Origin of the sequence: Hoeflea algicola, from assembly GCF_026619415.1 — a bacterium.
Taxonomy (GTDB): Bacteria; Pseudomonadota; Alphaproteobacteria; order Rhizobiales; family Rhizobiaceae; genus Hoeflea; species Hoeflea algicola.
Window position 1 is genome coordinate 4,852,383 of sequence record NZ_JAOVZR010000001.1, and the last position, 14,921, is coordinate 4,867,303.

22 protein-coding genes and 1 tRNA gene are annotated in these 14,921 nt (G+C 59.0%); 11 read left to right on the plus strand and 12 right to left on the minus strand.

Features of this window, described 5'->3' with window-relative positions; translation table 11 throughout:
- Nucleotides 1-134: 134 nt before the first annotated feature.
- The 4 genes from bhcD to bhcA all read right to left on the minus strand — a co-directional run bounded on the left by bhcD (nucleotide 135) and on the right by bhcA (nucleotide 4,537).
- Entirely contained in the window at nucleotides 135-1,100 is a 966-nt protein-coding gene (bhcD, locus tag OEG84_RS23465) for an iminosuccinate reductase BhcD (RefSeq protein ID WP_267656009.1), read from the minus strand.
- 82 nt (nucleotides 1,101-1,182) lie between these two features.
- Nucleotides 1,183-2,346 carry a 3-hydroxy-D-aspartate aldolase BhcC gene (gene bhcC, locus OEG84_RS23470; RefSeq protein WP_267656010.1) on the minus strand — a complete coding sequence of 388 codons (1,164 nt, stop codon included), beginning with the start codon at nucleotides 2,344-2,346 and terminating at the stop codon, nucleotides 1,183-1,185.
- Nucleotides 2,343-3,311, minus strand: a complete 969-nt coding sequence (gene bhcB, locus OEG84_RS23475) for a beta-hydroxyaspartate dehydratase BhcB (RefSeq protein WP_267656307.1) — start codon at nucleotides 3,309-3,311, stop codon at nucleotides 2,343-2,345. Before bhcB ends, bhcC begins: the two co-directional genes overlap by 4 nt.
- Before the next feature lie 35 nt (nucleotides 3,312-3,346).
- Nucleotides 3,347-4,537, minus strand: a complete 1,191-nt coding sequence (bhcA, locus tag OEG84_RS23480; protein WP_267656011.1) for an L-aspartate--glyoxylate aminotransferase BhcA — start codon at nucleotides 4,535-4,537, stop codon at nucleotides 3,347-3,349.
- A 190-nt stretch (nucleotides 4,538-4,727) separates the two neighbouring features.
- On the opposite strand from bhcA, the gene bhcR reads away from it, so the two are divergent.
- From bhcR to OEG84_RS23495, 3 genes are all read left to right on the plus strand, one after another.
- Nucleotides 4,728-5,627: an HTH-type transcriptional regulator BhcR gene (bhcR, locus tag OEG84_RS23485; protein ID WP_267656012.1), complete on the plus strand. Its 900-nt coding sequence runs from the start codon at nucleotides 4,728-4,730 to the stop codon at nucleotides 5,625-5,627.
- Nucleotides 5,628-5,737: 110 nt separating this feature from the next.
- A complete protein-coding gene (locus OEG84_RS23490) occupies nucleotides 5,738-5,986 on the plus strand; it encodes a hypothetical protein (protein WP_267656013.1) in 249 nt (82 codons plus the stop codon).
- Between the two features lie 173 nt (nucleotides 5,987-6,159).
- Nucleotides 6,160-6,236: transfer RNA gene (locus tag OEG84_RS23495), tRNA-Pro, on the plus strand.
- 62 nt (nucleotides 6,237-6,298) lie between these two features.
- Here OEG84_RS23495 and OEG84_RS23500 read toward each other — a convergent pair.
- The 8 genes from OEG84_RS23500 to OEG84_RS23535 all read right to left on the minus strand — a co-directional run bounded on the left by OEG84_RS23500 (nucleotide 6,299) and on the right by OEG84_RS23535 (nucleotide 10,796).
- Nucleotides 6,299-6,931 (minus strand): site-specific integrase, encoded by a 633-nt coding sequence (locus OEG84_RS23500; protein ID WP_267656014.1) that lies wholly within the window; start codon nucleotides 6,929-6,931, stop codon nucleotides 6,299-6,301.
- A 298-nt stretch (nucleotides 6,932-7,229) separates the two neighbouring features.
- Nucleotides 7,230-7,532, minus strand: coding sequence for a hypothetical protein (locus tag OEG84_RS23505; RefSeq protein ID WP_267656015.1), 303 nt, complete (start codon nucleotides 7,530-7,532; stop codon nucleotides 7,230-7,232).
- Between the two features lie 5 nt (nucleotides 7,533-7,537).
- Nucleotides 7,538-7,930: a hypothetical protein gene (locus tag OEG84_RS23510; protein WP_267656016.1), complete on the minus strand. Its 393-nt coding sequence runs from the start codon at nucleotides 7,928-7,930 to the stop codon at nucleotides 7,538-7,540.
- Between the two features lie 8 nt (nucleotides 7,931-7,938).
- Entirely contained in the window at nucleotides 7,939-8,328 is a 390-nt protein-coding gene (locus OEG84_RS23515; RefSeq protein WP_267656017.1) for a hypothetical protein, read from the minus strand.
- Nucleotides 8,325-8,576, minus strand: a complete 252-nt coding sequence (locus OEG84_RS23520) for a hypothetical protein (protein ID WP_267656018.1) — start codon at nucleotides 8,574-8,576, stop codon at nucleotides 8,325-8,327. The genes OEG84_RS23515 and OEG84_RS23520 overlap by 4 nt, the downstream gene beginning before the upstream one ends.
- Complete coding sequence (locus OEG84_RS23525) at nucleotides 8,576-9,250, minus strand: 3'-5' exonuclease (RefSeq protein WP_267656019.1); 675 nt, start codon at nucleotides 9,248-9,250, stop codon at nucleotides 8,576-8,578. Before OEG84_RS23525 ends, OEG84_RS23520 begins: the two co-directional genes overlap by 1 nt.
- Nucleotides 9,251-9,603: 353 nt before the next feature.
- A complete protein-coding gene (locus OEG84_RS23530; RefSeq protein ID WP_267656020.1) occupies nucleotides 9,604-10,044 on the minus strand; it encodes a hypothetical protein in 441 nt (146 codons plus the stop codon).
- Between the two features lie 83 nt (nucleotides 10,045-10,127).
- Nucleotides 10,128-10,796, minus strand: a complete 669-nt coding sequence (locus tag OEG84_RS23535) for a LexA family protein (RefSeq protein WP_267656021.1) — start codon at nucleotides 10,794-10,796, stop codon at nucleotides 10,128-10,130.
- Nucleotides 10,797-10,869: 73 nt separating this feature from the next.
- Here OEG84_RS23535 and OEG84_RS23540 point away from each other — a divergent pair, with 73 nt between their 5' ends.
- From OEG84_RS23540 to OEG84_RS23575, 8 genes are all read left to right on the plus strand, one after another.
- On the plus strand, nucleotides 10,870-11,094 hold the full coding sequence (locus OEG84_RS23540) for a hypothetical protein (RefSeq protein ID WP_267656022.1): 225 nt from the start codon (nucleotides 10,870-10,872) through the stop codon (nucleotides 11,092-11,094).
- A gap of 184 nt (nucleotides 11,095-11,278) precedes the next feature.
- Nucleotides 11,279-11,791 carry a hypothetical protein gene (locus OEG84_RS23545; protein WP_267656023.1) on the plus strand — a complete coding sequence of 171 codons (513 nt, stop codon included), beginning with the start codon at nucleotides 11,279-11,281 and terminating at the stop codon, nucleotides 11,789-11,791.
- On the plus strand, nucleotides 11,791-12,327 hold the full coding sequence (locus tag OEG84_RS23550; protein ID WP_267656024.1) for a RusA family crossover junction endodeoxyribonuclease: 537 nt from the start codon (nucleotides 11,791-11,793) through the stop codon (nucleotides 12,325-12,327). The genes OEG84_RS23545 and OEG84_RS23550 overlap by 1 nt, the downstream gene beginning before the upstream one ends.
- Entirely contained in the window at nucleotides 12,248-13,195 is a 948-nt protein-coding gene (locus OEG84_RS23555; protein ID WP_267656025.1) for an ATP-binding protein, read from the plus strand. Before OEG84_RS23550 ends, OEG84_RS23555 begins: the two co-directional genes overlap by 80 nt.
- Nucleotides 13,195-13,779: a DUF669 domain-containing protein gene (locus OEG84_RS23560; protein WP_267656026.1), complete on the plus strand. Its 585-nt coding sequence runs from the start codon at nucleotides 13,195-13,197 to the stop codon at nucleotides 13,777-13,779. The genes OEG84_RS23555 and OEG84_RS23560 overlap by 1 nt, the downstream gene beginning before the upstream one ends.
- 98 nt (nucleotides 13,780-13,877) lie before the next feature.
- Entirely contained in the window at nucleotides 13,878-14,096 is a 219-nt protein-coding gene (locus OEG84_RS23565) for a hypothetical protein (RefSeq protein WP_267656027.1), read from the plus strand.
- Entirely contained in the window at nucleotides 14,093-14,488 is a 396-nt protein-coding gene (locus OEG84_RS23570; RefSeq protein WP_267656028.1) for a hypothetical protein, read from the plus strand. The genes OEG84_RS23565 and OEG84_RS23570 overlap by 4 nt, the downstream gene beginning before the upstream one ends.
- Nucleotides 14,485-14,921, plus strand: a 437-nt coding sequence (locus OEG84_RS23575; RefSeq protein WP_267656029.1) for a hypothetical protein, incomplete at its 3' end; no start/stop codon positions are given. The genes OEG84_RS23570 and OEG84_RS23575, both read left to right, overlap by 4 nt.

A 14,921-nucleotide genomic window follows, 5' to 3' on the forward strand; every position in this document is an offset into this window, starting at 1 on the left:
TATCGCCTACATAGGTATGTATATGTAAAATCGCAAATATAAAAGAATTACAATGTGACTTGGCGGAATCAAAACGGGCGACGCCAGGGCTGACGCCGCCCGTTACCGCACGAAGGCCCTTGTAAGGTCCGTCTTCAGATCTCGAATTCCAGCGCCACACCGGCCGCCTTGGCCCGTTCCACCGCCATGGCCGCAACCACCAGGTCCTGAAGCCCGACGCCGGTGCCGTCAAACAATGTGATCTCGTCGTCGCTGCTGCGGCCTTGGTGATCGCCGTTGATCACCGCGCCAATCGGCGTGATGACGGCCTCATTGATCAGGTCTTCGGTAATGGCATGCTGGCATTCGCCAAGCGTGATCGATTGCGCGACTTCGTCGGTAAACAGCTTCGCCGCAGCCACCAGTCCCGACTCCACCTCTTGCTTGCCGACGGTGTCAGTCCCCATGCAGGATAGATGCGTGCCTGGCCTCACCTGGGCTCGTTTCAGGATCGGGGCGAAGCTTGAGGTGATGGTGATGATCACATCGGCTTGCTGGCCAAGCTGAACCAGCGTCACAGCCTCAAACGGCAGGCCGATCTCGTCTGCCACGGCTGCCAGTTTCGGCAGCATTTCCGGATGCAGGTTCCAGCCCACCATGCGCTCAAATGGGTGCGCCTTGGCCGCCGCGCGCAGTTGAAAAGTGGCCTGGTGACCGGCGCCGATCATGCCCAGCACTTTCGCATCCTTGCGCGCCAGCCGCTTGATCGCCACCGCCGAGGCCGCCGCTGTTCTGAGCGCGGTCAACAAATTGCCGCCCACCAGCGCGCTCGGTTGCCCGGTGTCAGGATCAAACAGCACCACCGTCGACTGGTGGTTGGTCAGCCCCTTTGCCATGTTTCCGGGCCAGTAGCCGCCGGATTTCAGCCCCAGTGCCAGCCCGGCGCGATCGAAACCGGACTTGAACCCGTAAAGCGCGTCGGCATGGCCGAGTGCCTCGCGCACCACCGGAAAATTGCGCGCGTCACCCCGCGCCATGGCGGCAAACACCGCTTCCACCGCCTCATAGGCGGCTTCCGCGGTGACCAGATCGGCAATCAGTCTTTCAGGCACGATCAGCATGCCGCACTCCCTGTTAGTCTATTCATGAAAGTAGACTGGAAAGCCCCGTTGCGCTGGGCTCTCTGTCCGAATTTGTTAGGACTCAATAGGCCTTGCCGCGCGCCGAGACCGGCCACAGGCATTCGACCTTGCCGTTGCGCACCCCGACATACCAGTCGTGGACATTGCAGGTCGGATCGCAATGACCGGGAACCAGCTTGAGCTTGTCATTGACCTTGAGCACGCCATCGGGGTCGGCGATCACGCCGTGTTCGTCGGAGCATTTGACATAGTTGACATCGTCGCGACCGAAGATCACCGGCAGCCCGCTGTCGACGGACTGCGCCTTCAGGCCTGCATCGCAGATCGCCTTGTCCGGTTTCGCGTGGCTCATCACCGAGGTCAGGATGAACAGCGCATTTTCGAATTCGCTTTTGTCGATGCGCTGCCCGTCCTTGTTCTGGATGCGGCCATAGTCTGCATCCATGAAGGCGTAGGAGCCGCACTGCAATTCGTTGTAGATCCCCGAATTGCCTTCAAATGCATAGCTGCCGGTGCCGCCGCCACCGACAATGTCGCAGTCGAGGCCGGTATCCTTCAGCGCGTCCACCGCATCCCTGACCATGGCGACTGCAATCTCGATCTTGGCCTTTCGGTCTTCGTACTTGTCCATGTGCTGCATCGCCCCCTGATAGGCCTGGATGCCGGAGAATTTGAGCCCGGGTGCAGTGGCGATTGCCTTGCCAAGTTCCAGCACCTCGGCCGTCGAGGTCACCCCGCAGCGCCCTGCGCCACAGTCGATCTCGATCAGGCATTCGATGGTGCTGCCATGCCGCACTGCGGCCTCAGATAGATTTGCGACATTGGCCAGATCATCGACGCAGACGAGAGTGCGGGCGCCCAGCTTTGGCAACCGCGCCAGACGGTCGATCTTGGCTGCGTCGCACACCTGGTTGGAGACCAGAATGTCGGTGATGCCGCCACGGGCAAATACCTCGGCCTCCGATACCTTCTGGCAGCAGACGCCGACCGAGCCGCCGAGCCTTTCCTGAAGCCGGGCCACGTCAACCGACTTGTGCATCTTGCCATGCACCCTGTGGCGCACGCCCATTTCGCGCACTTGCGCGCCCATCTTGGTGATATTGCGTTCCAGCGCGTCGAGATCGAGAACCAGGCATGGGGTCTGGATTTCGCTCTCGTCCATGCCGGGCAGGGCGGGGATGTCGTAGCCGACCTCGAGTCCGTCGAATTGGCTGATTGCGTTCATGATGGTCTCCTCGGCCACTGGTTCCAGGGCAAATGGTCAAGATCGACGTTGCCGCCGGTGATGATGACGCCAATCCGTTTGCCGCGGAAGACGTCGGGATTGCGCAAAATGGTGGCCAGTGGCACCGCGCTGGATGGCTCCATGACGATTTTCATGCGTTTCCAGATCAGCTTCATCGCCTCGACGATTTCGTCTTCCGAAGCGGTCAGCACGTCGGTGACAAAATTCTGGACAAAGTGCCAGGTCAGTTCCTTGAGCGGCACCTTGAGCCCGTCGGCAACCGTCACCGGTGCGTCGTCGGCGATAATGTGACCGGCCCGGAACGAGCGTGCCGCGTCATCGGCCTGATCTGGTTCCGCGGCATAGATCTGAATGCCGGGCGCCAGCGTCGACAGGCTCAGACAGGTGCCAGAAATCATGCCGCCGCCCCCGATCGGGGCCACCACGGCGTCAAGGCCGTCAACCTGCCGGAGCAACTCGCGCGAACAGGTGGCCTGTCCGGCAATCACCCGCGAGTCGTTGTAGGGATGGACGAATTCCGCGCCCGTTTGCGCCACCACCTCGGCAAAGGTCGCTTCGCGGCTCGAGGTCGACGGTTCACATTCGATGATCTTGCCGCCATAGCCGCGCACCGCGTCCTTTTTGGCTTGTGGTGCCGTGTGCGGCATCACCACCGTGCAGGGAATGCCGCGCCGGCCGGCGGCGTAAGACAGCGACAGCGCGTGATTGCCCGAGGAATGGGTGGCGACGCCGCGCTTTGCCATCGCCTCGGACAGTCCGAACACCGCGTTCGAGGCGCCGCGCACCTTGAAGGCGCCGGCCTTCTGGAAGTTCTCGCATTTGAAGAACAGGTGCGCTCCGGTCAGTTCATCGAGATAGCTCGAGGTCAGCACCGGCGTGTGGTGGATGTAGGGCCGGATGCGCTCATGCGCGGCAACGACATCGTCAAATGTCGGGACGGTCATTGCCAATGGGTCAGGATGCACGGTCATGGCTTTCCTCACGCGGCCCTGGTTTGCCGGTTGCTGGTGCTGGTGCGGTAAAATTCCTGCGCGGCGGCGACTCCGGAGCCGAGCTCGATCGGCAAGCCAAGGTCGACCATCGCCATTTCCGCCGTGGCGATGCCTGACAGCGCCATCACATCGCTCATGCTGCCCAGATGGCCGATGCGGAATACCTTGCCGGCGACCTCGCCAAGCCCGACGCTAAAGGCAACCTGGTATTTCTCCGCTGCGTGGGTGACGATCCGGGTGCTGTCGACATTTGCCGGCACCACAATGGCGCTGACCGTGTCGGAGTAGAGTTCGGGCGATTTGGCGCAGAGCGCCAGGCCCCAGGCGCGGGTGGCACGGCGCACCCCCTCGGCAATGCGGTAATGCCGGGCAAAGACATTCTCCAGCCCTTCACCTTCGAGCATCCGGATCGAGTGTGCCAGCCCGGCGATCAGGCTGACCGGCGGGGTGTAGGGAAAGCCGCCCGAGGCGTTGGATTTGAGCATGTCCTTGAAATCGAAGAAGCAGCGCGGCGACGTCGATGTCGCCATCGCGGCAATCGCCTTGCGGCTGAGCGCGACAATCGACAGGCCGGCGGGCAGCATGAAACCTTTCTGCGATCCGGTGATGGCGGCGTCGACGCCCCATTCATCCATGCGGAAATCCATCGAGGCGATCGAGCTGACACCGTCGACCAGCAGCAGCGCCGGGTGACCCGCCGCATCAAGCGCCTTGCGCACTGAAGCCACATCGGAGCGGACACCGGTGGCGGTCTCGTTGTGGGTGACCAGCACCGCGCGGATCTTGTGGGCCTTGTCGGCGCTCAGCGCCGCGCCAAGCGCTTCGGCGGGTGCGCCAAGCCCCCATTCGGTCTCGATCACTTCGACATTGAAGCCCTGGCGCCGGCACAGGTCGATCCAGCGGTGCGAGAACATGCCGTGGCGTGCTGCAAGCACGGTGTCGCCAGGCGACAGCAGGTTGGTCACGGCTGCCTCCCAGGCCCCTGTTCCAGTAGCAGGAAAGATGATCGCCTCGCCGTCGCGCAGCTTGACGACACGTTTGATGCCCGCCAGCGCCGGATGCAGCATGTCGGCAAACGCGCTGGAACGGTGGTCCATCGTCGGCAGGTCGATGGCCCGACGCAGTTCATCAGGGATGTTGGTTGGACCGGGGATGAAAACCGGGTTTTGTGATGACATTGCAGCCTCCCGTCGCGGCGCGCCGCGGTTGCTCTTGATATGCTTCAGGGTAGGGATGCAGGGCAAACAGTGCAATTTTTTTGAAAAAGTATTTCATTTGTTGTTTTGTCGTGATTATATGATTGAATTGAAAAGGAATTCGATTTTTTCACTGGAATAAAACCAATTCTCAGCCAACCGGAGCCAAGCGATGAAACAGGCACAGGCGCGCAACCGGGGCCGCCCGAAAGCCTTCAACGACAAGAGCGAAAGCGCTGTCATCCAGTCGCTCGACCGGGCGATCGACGTGCTCAAGACCGTGGCCGATTCTCCCGGCCTGTCGCTGACCGAGATTGCCGAGGCGCGCGGCCAGTCACCGGCCACTGTCTACCGCATTTTGACGACGTTAAGCCGCCACCGGTTCACCGAGTACGATGAGGTCAGCCAGCTCTGGTTTGTCGGCCTCGAGGCATTTCGCACCGGCATGGGGTTTCTCGATCGTACCCAGTTGAGCGAGCGTTCTCGGCCGATCATGCAGCGGATCATGGCCGAAACTGGAGAGACCGCGAATCTGGCCATACTCGACGGCGGCGAGGTGATCTTTGTCAGCCAGATCGAAACCCATGAGCCTATCCGCGCTTTTTTCCGGCCGGGCACCCGCAGCCCCGGTCATGCGTCGGGCATTGGCAAGGCGATCATGGCCTATCTCGGCGATGAGACGATTGGCCTCCGGTTGCCTTCCGCCCTGAGCGGCCATACCGCCAACACCATAATCGACCACGGCGCGCTGCGCCGCGAACTGGCCGAGACCCGCGCCCGCGGTTGGGCCGTCGACAATGAGGAACGCACCGAGGGCATGCGCTGCATCGCGGCCCCCGTATTCAATTCCTTCGGCGAACCAGTGGCAGGGGTGTCGCTGTCGGGGCCTTCGGTGCGGGTGCGCCCGGAACGCGATGCCGAGTTTGGCGCGCTGATCGTCCGCGCCGCCGACGAGATCACCCGCTCCACCGGGGGCGTGTCGCCGAAAGATCTACCCGTCACTGCACCTAGATCCGGTTTCGATGTGGCATCTGCAGCGGCCGGAATTGGTGACACGCACGGCGCCTGTTGACCGCAATCAGCCAATGCGCTCAGGTGTCCTTCATGTGACATCCATGGCGGCGGCGAAACCTGTCGGCCTTTATATTGAGCGCAAGCCGTTCACACCGGAAGGAATATCAGATGCGAATGGTCTTGATCGATTTCAGGCACCCGTTTTTTCGCCCGATCTTGCGGCGAATCATTGTCTTCGCCCTGGTCGTCATCTGGGCGGGGGTCGAGTTCTTCAATGGCTCAGTGGGCTGGACCGTCTTCTTTGTAGCCCTTGCCGTCTATATTGGTTGGGGCTTCTTCCTGTCTGGCCAGCCCGATGAGCCGCTTGCCGATGCCGGCGAAGCCGACAAGCCAACCCCGCCGGCAGATTCCGCGTAGCCTGAATAAGCCCCGGCAATCATACCCCGCAGCAGGCCGCCGCAGTGGCATTTCCAGCCAGGACAGGCCCGATCCCGCCCGCGCTTGGCTCATTCGAACACCAGGCGGCCATTTTTGCGGGCGAGGGGGCTTGTCGCGAACTGTAGGCCGGTCTATAAGCCAGCCGCTGGTCACGGAGTGTAGCGCAGCCTGGTAGCGCACGTCGTTCGGGACGACGGGGTCGGAGGTTCGAATCCTCTCACTCCGACCAGTCTTTTCAATAACTTAGAGTTTTGGCGCTTTCGGTAGTGGACCGATATAGGACCGAAACGATCAATAAGCGTCCGCAGCTGCGCCCTGGAAAGATGGGTCATTGTGCAGGTAGGTCCGCTCGTATTCGGCCTCGGTCATGCCCAGCGATGCGGCTGCCTGGCCGCTTGGAACCCCGGCTTGAGCCAGCCATGTTCCCCGCGTGTGCCGCAGTATGTGCGGCGTCACGTCCTCTCCCAAGCCCGCAGTCGCCCGTATGGTGCGGAACGCCTTGTGCGGCTTGACGATCGGCTCTCCCCTGAAATGAATGACATATGGCAGGCCTTTGTCTTCGGCCCTCCAAGCTCTCAGGAATCGCATCAGGCGGTTCGGGATGCGGACGGGCGTCTTGCGCTTGTTATGGGCTACACGCTCGCCTGTGGCCTTCCTGTGCATGATGCCGGCGTCCATGTCGATCCACCCGCCGACGGTGTTGGCTCGCCATTGGAGATTGAGCATGGCTGACAACCTGGTGCCGGTGTAGACGCCGATCAGGATCAGGCGAACCAGATGGTCGCACTTGTCCGTTGCTCGAGCGGCGCGGATCAGGGCAGCGACCTCGGAGCGGGTCAGCCAACGCTCGCGGGGCAGGCTCTTGTCTGGCAGGGTGATGGTGGGGAGAACCGATAGACCGTATTCGGCGTGGTAATAGCGCACGGCTGCCCGGAGGGTTTCAAGATCTCGACGGGCGCCGGCTTCTGTGCCGCGGTGCTTTGCATAGTCTCGGCATAATCTGCCGCGTATTTCGGAAACTGGAAGGTGGCCCATGTAGGCGTTGAGCCGGCCGATCTCGGACTTGGCCTTGTTCTCGCCCTTGAGGCGGTCAACACGCTCCTGCAGGTAGACGATCAGCGTGTCCGCGACCTTTATCTGATCGGCACGACCGTTCCCTGGTGGTCGGTATTGGGCGGCGATGTACGCTTGCAGGGCGGCTTGGGCCCCGTCAACATCGTGTTCAGCGCATCCTGTGGAGATACGGGTGGTTCCGTCTTTGATGTACCAGGTTCGGGCTGTTTCTGCTCCGGCTCCGGTTGTTTTGAGCCAGAGCCTTGCTGGCTTTTTTGACGCGGCATTTCTCAATCATCCCTTTGATCCCGGCCGGTGTCACGAAGTCCTTCCCTGCGATCGGAATGATCTCAAGGTTCCCCTTTTTGGCCTCAGTGCGCAGTGATGACGGCTTGAGTTTATCGTTGAAGAACTCTCGGCACGCCTCTGCAAGCGTAATAGGACGCTCTTCTGGAGGGATGATGTCAACCATGGCGGTCAGCTTTCCCCGTTATCCAAGGTATCCGGAGGGATCAGCGCGGAGATGATACGGGCCTCGTAATCGGCTTGGGCTGCGGCCTTGGCGGCTTGCTCGTTGGCGCACTTATGGTGGTCAATCGGCCCTTCTAGACCGTCCAGCCACCATGACCAATGCGGGTGCGGGTCACTGGAGCAAGCGACGTACTTCATGCCGGGAAGAGGCCTCGCCCAATCTACGACGCCACGGTCCCACACCAGCTTTTTTACGCGGGGCTTCACCTCCTGCGCTTCCGCAGCAGAAAGGGCGGAAAGAATTGTCTCACTGATCCTGCACCAATCCCTTAGAGGTATATTCATCGAGGAGTTGGCCAGTTCTTCAAGCGCCTTCTTGGCCGCTTCGATCTGTTCCACGCTCACCATCACGCCACCTCACGATCACGCTGCAAGTCGTTTGCCAGGTCGGCCGCGCCGTCACGATCAATCGCAAGCTGATATGGCCGTGCCGCGGTTGAATTCTCGACGATGGGCGGGAACTCGGCAGCCTTTGCGTATGGGTTCAAGTCGAGCCATGCGCTGGCGACTTCTTCTGACACATTGGCCGGCGCTGACGACATGGACAGATCAAGCCGATAGACCGCTTCGACATTATCCAGATCGTTGCCATATGACTGCAACCATTCTTCTGCACTGCCGAACTCGACGCCGAACATTTCCGACTGCTCGAAAAAGCGATGCACGACGCCGGGCCGGTGCATTGATGGAAGCGCGGTCAGGACAAGTGTTGTCTGGTTTGGGGTGAGGAAGGTCATACCGGCATACTCCAATCAGCAGCGCAGATCACCAGCCATGCCAGCCCGATCAGGGCGGCGGTGACTGCGAGCTGCACAAAGGTGGGTGGATAGATAGGGCAGGGACCGCCAAGAGCTTCGCGCTCTCTGGTCAGGTTCTCGCCATCAAACGGCGGGTGGATGATGCATGGAATATTGATGCCTGTGGCGCATCTGGCGTCATAATCGCCACACCCTGGATAGTTCGGGCAGTTGTGTGACGCGACCATCACGCAGCCTCGCCAAATGCGACCTGCATACGCTTGTGGACGCGGCGAACCTTCTCCACATCGTCAATGCAATAGTCGGCGATCTTCTGATATTCACCATCGGCAAACATCTGAGCGACCATAGAGCCGTCAACATCACTCTTGCCATCAAGGCCAAGTGCAAAGCACAATTCGTCCATCTTGATATAATCGCGAGCGCCGGCCCATTTGGTCATGGTGTCGAACACGTCATCGCCCCATGGCTTCGGATCGCGCGGAAACCAGCCTGGCATGCGGACGCCGAGAACCATGGCGCGCTGCCAGATAAAACGCAGATCGAAGTTTGCGATGTTGTGACCGACGATGGTTGGAACGCGGCCTAGCGGGATATCTCTCAGAGCTTCCGAGAACCCGGCCAGCAAGTCGCGCTCGCTCTCATGATAGAGCGGCCATGACCAACATTCGACTGGATCATCATCAAGCGCAAAGCCGATAAACGCGACCTTACCATATGCGCCATTCAGGCCGGTTTTGTTGACCGCTTCGGCTACCGCTTCGGGCTTCTTTTCAGCTTCCCACGCTGCAATGGTGTCGGCCTTTTTCATCGAGGCTGGCGGGGTGACGTTGGCCGCTACCCGCTCGATAATTGCAGGGTCGGACGTGGGGATTGTTTCGATGTCGAGGTAAAGATGCATGATTATGCCTCCAAAGGCCTTTTTTCGTGGCGGGGTAATGGGCGCGGGTTCGATGGCGAACCGCTGCGGTTCATGATGGTCTGGCCCGGAAGGACGCCGCACCTTCGGCAGCGCCGCCTCTTTTCCAAATCCTTCCCGACTTTCTGTCTTCCGCATTTCGGGCAGCAAGCCATTGTAAATTCCTCCAAAATGGAACTGCGGTAAGGGCGTCGACTTCGTCTTTTCAACCCCACGCCAACGCCCTGTTGGCAGTGCTCAAAGAGTAGTTACACACTCTTATAGAGTGATGCGCATGCATCACTCTCTTGCCGCTCCTGTGGAGTTAGACACCAGGTCACGGCAAGAATTGCGGGTTATTCGCCAGATGGCTTGTCGAGATCACCGGCAAGCAATGCTATGGAACGGTCATCTTTCGATCCGTTCAAATCAGCCAAGAGAGCTTCCTTGAGCTTCTCGCGCTCACGACGGACTTCCGCCGACCTGATGGTTTTTAGTGCATCTTTTTCGCGGCGCACGACTTCCTGATATTCATCAGTGCTGACCTTGCCGATGATCCACTCGACAAGTGTGCCGCTGTTGAAATCGACATCGACATCGACATCGACCACCTTGCAGACGGTCATCTTGTGGCGGGTGTTGGTCGGGACGATGACCATGTCATCAACTTCAATGTTCTGATCAAATGTCTTGAACATTGTGCGCGGAGCGGAGTCACCTTCCTCGTATGTGACGAGGATGGCGCGGGTGCTCTCGTTGATCAGGAAGACCGCGGTGGATTGGTTCGTGTGGTTCATATCCAAAAATCTCCATTGCCGTGATTGGCTATGGAGACAGCATCTATACAAACCGTGTAATTGTCAACACGTTTTGTGTAATTTTATGTGAGGTCTCTATATGACCCGATAACGCGGGCGATTATTTCAACACAATCACCGTTTTCCGGGTCGCCCAGGTCGAGCGGTTTTTGATGCTTGGGATCGGTGCTCTCAGGAAAAAGCTTCGGATGGCCGTCAATAATGCGCAAGCGTTTCAGCGAGGTCTCGACCAGTTGGCCGTGTCGGCGTCTGATCACAACAATGTCATTGTCGATCGCATCGCGGGTCTGATCAATCCAGACCGCAATGACGTAATCGCCATCCTGAACTTTCTTGTTCATGCTCTGGCCCCGAACAAGAAACGCTGTTTGTGACTCCGGTGAATACTGTGGGTTGGGCGACATTGGCACGTATGAGGTATCTTGAAACGAAAAACTATCTTCTTCTACCCAATGGCCAGCTTGAACCTCGCCACTAACCGATACTACGCCTATTTTTTCGCGAGGTTCAATAGGCTGTGCACTTTTAGGTTCGCCTGTTATCAGCCAACCCGCGCCCACGCTGAACGCTCGGGCATATTTTTTTATCAAGTCCGGTTTCGGCATCCGTCCACCGTTTTCATGCGAGGCGTAGGTGCTGTACGTCCATTGCAGGGTTTCGGCCGCCTCGCGGGCGCTGCGATACCCCGCCTTTTCCCTCGCCTCTTTCAATCTTTGTGCAAATTTGTCCATGGCCTAGCGGCTTATCAAAAAATAATACACAAAACGTATTGACTGAAAATTACACAAAACGTATAAATGCGGCATGAACAGCTTTCGAACCATCATTGACCAGTGGCCGAGCCGGGGCGATTTCGCCGCCGATATCGGCGTGACCCCGCAACACGCGACCAACATATACACCCGTGACGGCATCCCGTCGAAATATTGGGCTGCTCTGGTCGCGTCTGCATCGGATCGGGGCATTGATGGCGTCACCCTTGATGTTCTTGCGCGGATCGCCGCCAAGGGCGCGGGAGTGGCAGCATGATTTCCAATACGCACACATCCTCCCATATTCCTCAGTGTGTGCGTCCAGCCGGGCAGGTGCAGTCCCCCGCTTCCTGTCCGGCGAATATTTTTTCGATTGATCGCGATCGCTTGCAGGCCATCCCGCGCCAATCGTTCGTTTCACCGTTGTCTCCATCATCATCATCAGAATTGGAGACAACGTCATGGGTAATTACCCGCAAACACGGACACCAAAGGAGCGAACCATGTCTGGCGTAACCGTTCCATCGTTCAACAGTTCTCAGGAAGCGCACGATCTTATCAAGCGTATCGCATTTCATTGTTGGGACAGCAAAAGTTCTGCAGTTGATCGCGTTTATGACGCGATCACCGAGTTTTATCCACATTGGACCCGGCGTCGTGTTCGCGGGCTTTTTCACAAAGAGGCGGCAAAGATCGATTGGCGCGAAATTCGCGAGCTCGAGGTTATCAGTCAGATCGAGGCCCAGCGCCGCGAGACCGCAAAGGCCAAGCGGGCCGACCACAACGATTTCCTGAACAGTATCTCAAACACGCTTTCGCACATGGAGGCCACAGATGCGGAATTCTACAGCCAGCATCGTCAGGCGCTTCGCGAAATGGCGTTCGGACAGGCTCATCAATCGCGCGGAAACGCTGCGAGCAAGAGCGATCAGGATACTGCTGTGGGCCGCGCGAATATCGGAGCGACTGACTGATGACTGCTCACGCGCAAACAAACACCAACCGGACGACCGTGCCAGGCGTCCCGACCGGGGCGGTTGAAACTCCCAAGCCCGTCCCGGTCACCTTTACCATTCCGGCGCCACCCTCGACAAACAATCTGTTTTTGAACAAGACCGGCAAGGGTCGCATTCCGACCGCACAATATACCGATTGGAAGATGCAGGCCGCAACCGCAATCAGGTCGCAGCACGTCCGGAAGGTGGCGGGTCGCGTCATCGTCCTGATCGGCGTCGAGCGGCATTCATCGCAGGCCGATATCGACAATCGGACAAAGGCTGCTCTTGACGCTCTGGTCAAGGCTGAAATCATTGATGATGACCGGTTTGTGACCGCTGCCTTCGTGTTCTGGTCGCCAAAGGCCAATTATCTGGCTCACATCGCCATTTACCCATGCCAGCGCATGACGCTGACGTTCCACCCCTCGCAAGATGGCGCAAGCGGGGCATTGGTGGTTGACGCGCCACAACTCGAATTTGGAGAAGACGATCATGGCTATCAGCCTGAGTGATCTCGAAACAATGGAGGCGACGGACCCGCCTCGCATGCTCTTTTACGGGCGACCCGGAATGGGCAAGACATCGATTGGTGTAGAGTTTCCTAGGCCTGTGGTTTTTCAGGTCGAAGATGGTTCGCCCGGCGATATCCCGAAGGGTATCCCTGCGTTCAGGAAGAAAAAGCTTACGAGCTATCAGGCGGTTTGCGAAGGCTTGGCCGCACTTTATGAAGGCGATCACGACCGAAAAACAGTCGTCATCGACAGCGTAACCGAACTGCAAAAGCTCATCTATGATGAGACTTGCGCGCGCGGCGACGATGAAGGCAACACCTATGCCCGGATGGAAGATTTTCCGTTCAACAAGGGCTACATGTTCGCCACCACGATCTGGCAAGAATTCATCGCCATGCTGGACGCTCTGCGCAATGACCGCGGGATGGCAATCGTTCTGATCGCCCATGCGGCGGTGCAGGAACACCACGACCCCGAGTCCCAGGCATACGACCAATACCAGATCGCTCTGCACTCGCCGAAGAAAGGCGATCAGGGCAGGGCGGATCACCGGGCCCTGGTCGAGCGCTGGCTTGATGCGATCATTTGCATGAAGCGCAACGTGATTATCAAGGCGGAAACGAAATCCGGAACCACTGCCAAGAATGACAAGAGCACGGCTCGTATTCGCGCATCTGGTGGCGAAATCATTATGATGCGCACGGTCGGCAAGCCTTCGATCAATGCGAAGAACCGGTACGGAATTCCGCCCGATCTTCGCTACGACAAGGGGCAGGGCTTCGCAGCCCTTGCTCCATATCTCCCCGGATTTGATGAAACAAAGCCCGCAGTCGTTGAAGATGCGGAAGAACAGAAGGATGCCGCGTGATGGTACAGATCGCAGGACACTATGACCAGAATGCCGAACCGTCTTCGGGCGATTTCGACCCGATCCCGGCCGGTGAATATCTGGCCGTGATCGAGCAGTCCGAGATTGCCGAGGTTTCCAGCAAGTCCGAGAAGGGCCGTTGCCTGGTGCTGACGTGGAAGATCACGGGCGAGCACTTCGCAGGTCGTCTGATCTGGCAGCGGCTCAATATGTGGGCCGAGAACATGAACAAGCTCGACAAGGTGATCTCGATTGCCAATTCGCAGTTTGCCATGGTCCGCGAGGCGACCGGCAAGATGAACGTCGCCGACACCGACGAACTTTTGCAGATCCCATGCATCATCAAGGTCAAGGTCAAGACTGACCCGACCGGGCAGTATGGGCCGCAGAATGAGATAACCAACGTCAAGCCCGCCAATGCCGGTCCCGCCGCCCGGACCGCCCCCGCCTCGCGCGGTCCGGCGCCGACGACGCGCGGTCCCGCCCCCGGCAAGGCCCCTGCGGCTGGTGGTGGCAATGCCAATCCGTTCGCGCATCTGAAATCGGGCGCGCCTGCGATGGCGGATGATGAAATTCCATTCTGATTAAGCAGCCGGGCGGGCAACAGGCCTCGTAAACCGCACCCGCCCGGCACCCGATCACAATCAACGATTTTCACATTGACCGCGAAAGGACCGCGACAATGAACAAGGAAGCTTTGTCTTTCAAGACCAGTTCGCTGGAATGGCGCTCAAATCAGCCAAACCCCAACTTCAACAATCCTCGCGAGACCTCGCTTTGTGCTCCCGTCGACCTGACGGCAGCCGGTGAAGTCGAGGGCTTTCATGCCTTCAATCGTGCCCGTGCGCGCTCGCTGATCACGACCACTGCGCATGTCATGCGGCGTGGGGAGGTGGCATGATGCGGATCGTTTCCGAGCAAGAGTTTCACGCACGGATAGCTCACGTCCTTTCCGCTGACTGTGAGGACTTGACCATTGGAAGTGTCACAGGACCGGGCAGATCGGGTGCGGTGGCCGCTGTTTACGCCAGTCACCTGTTGCACATTCCTTTCATCCCGTATGGCGCAAAAGTGCCGACGCACCTTGGCAGACTGCTGATTGTTGATACAGCCATGGATAGCGGCGCGACGTTGCGCAAGGCCGAGCGCAAATTCGCCTATGCCGACCCGCTGGTGATTGCCTGCTACCATGAGCCGCCTCGTGTGGCATTCTGGTATGAGGCCGGAAAACCCCAGCGTTTCAGGCGCGAGGCTATTGAGCGCGTCCGCAGGCCATTGGCGCTTGCATCATGACCGCGTTCCCCGCACCCCTCAATCCGACCGTCGATGCAATCGAGGCGGTTGACCGGCCCAAGGCGCGCCCGGTCCGCATGTCGCTCGCGGACATCGGCAAGCCGTGCGAGCGGTCTATCTGGTACGGCTTCCGGTGGGCCAATCGAGATCAGTGCCGTCCCGCTCGATGGAACCGCGCTGGCGATATCGCCATGGCCGTCAAGCCGCTGCTGATCAAATGGCTGACCGATACCGGCGTGAGCGTCGAGACGGTCGATCTCGCAACCGGCAATTACCACGCCGTTCATGCGCTGGACGGACATTTCTTCTCGCCCATCGATGGCATTGCGACCGGCGTCAAAGAAGCGCCAAAAACAAAACACCTGGTTGTCACGGCCGCGCTCAACACACAAGCTTATCGCCGCGTGGTCAAAGTCGGACTTGCCGAGGCAAA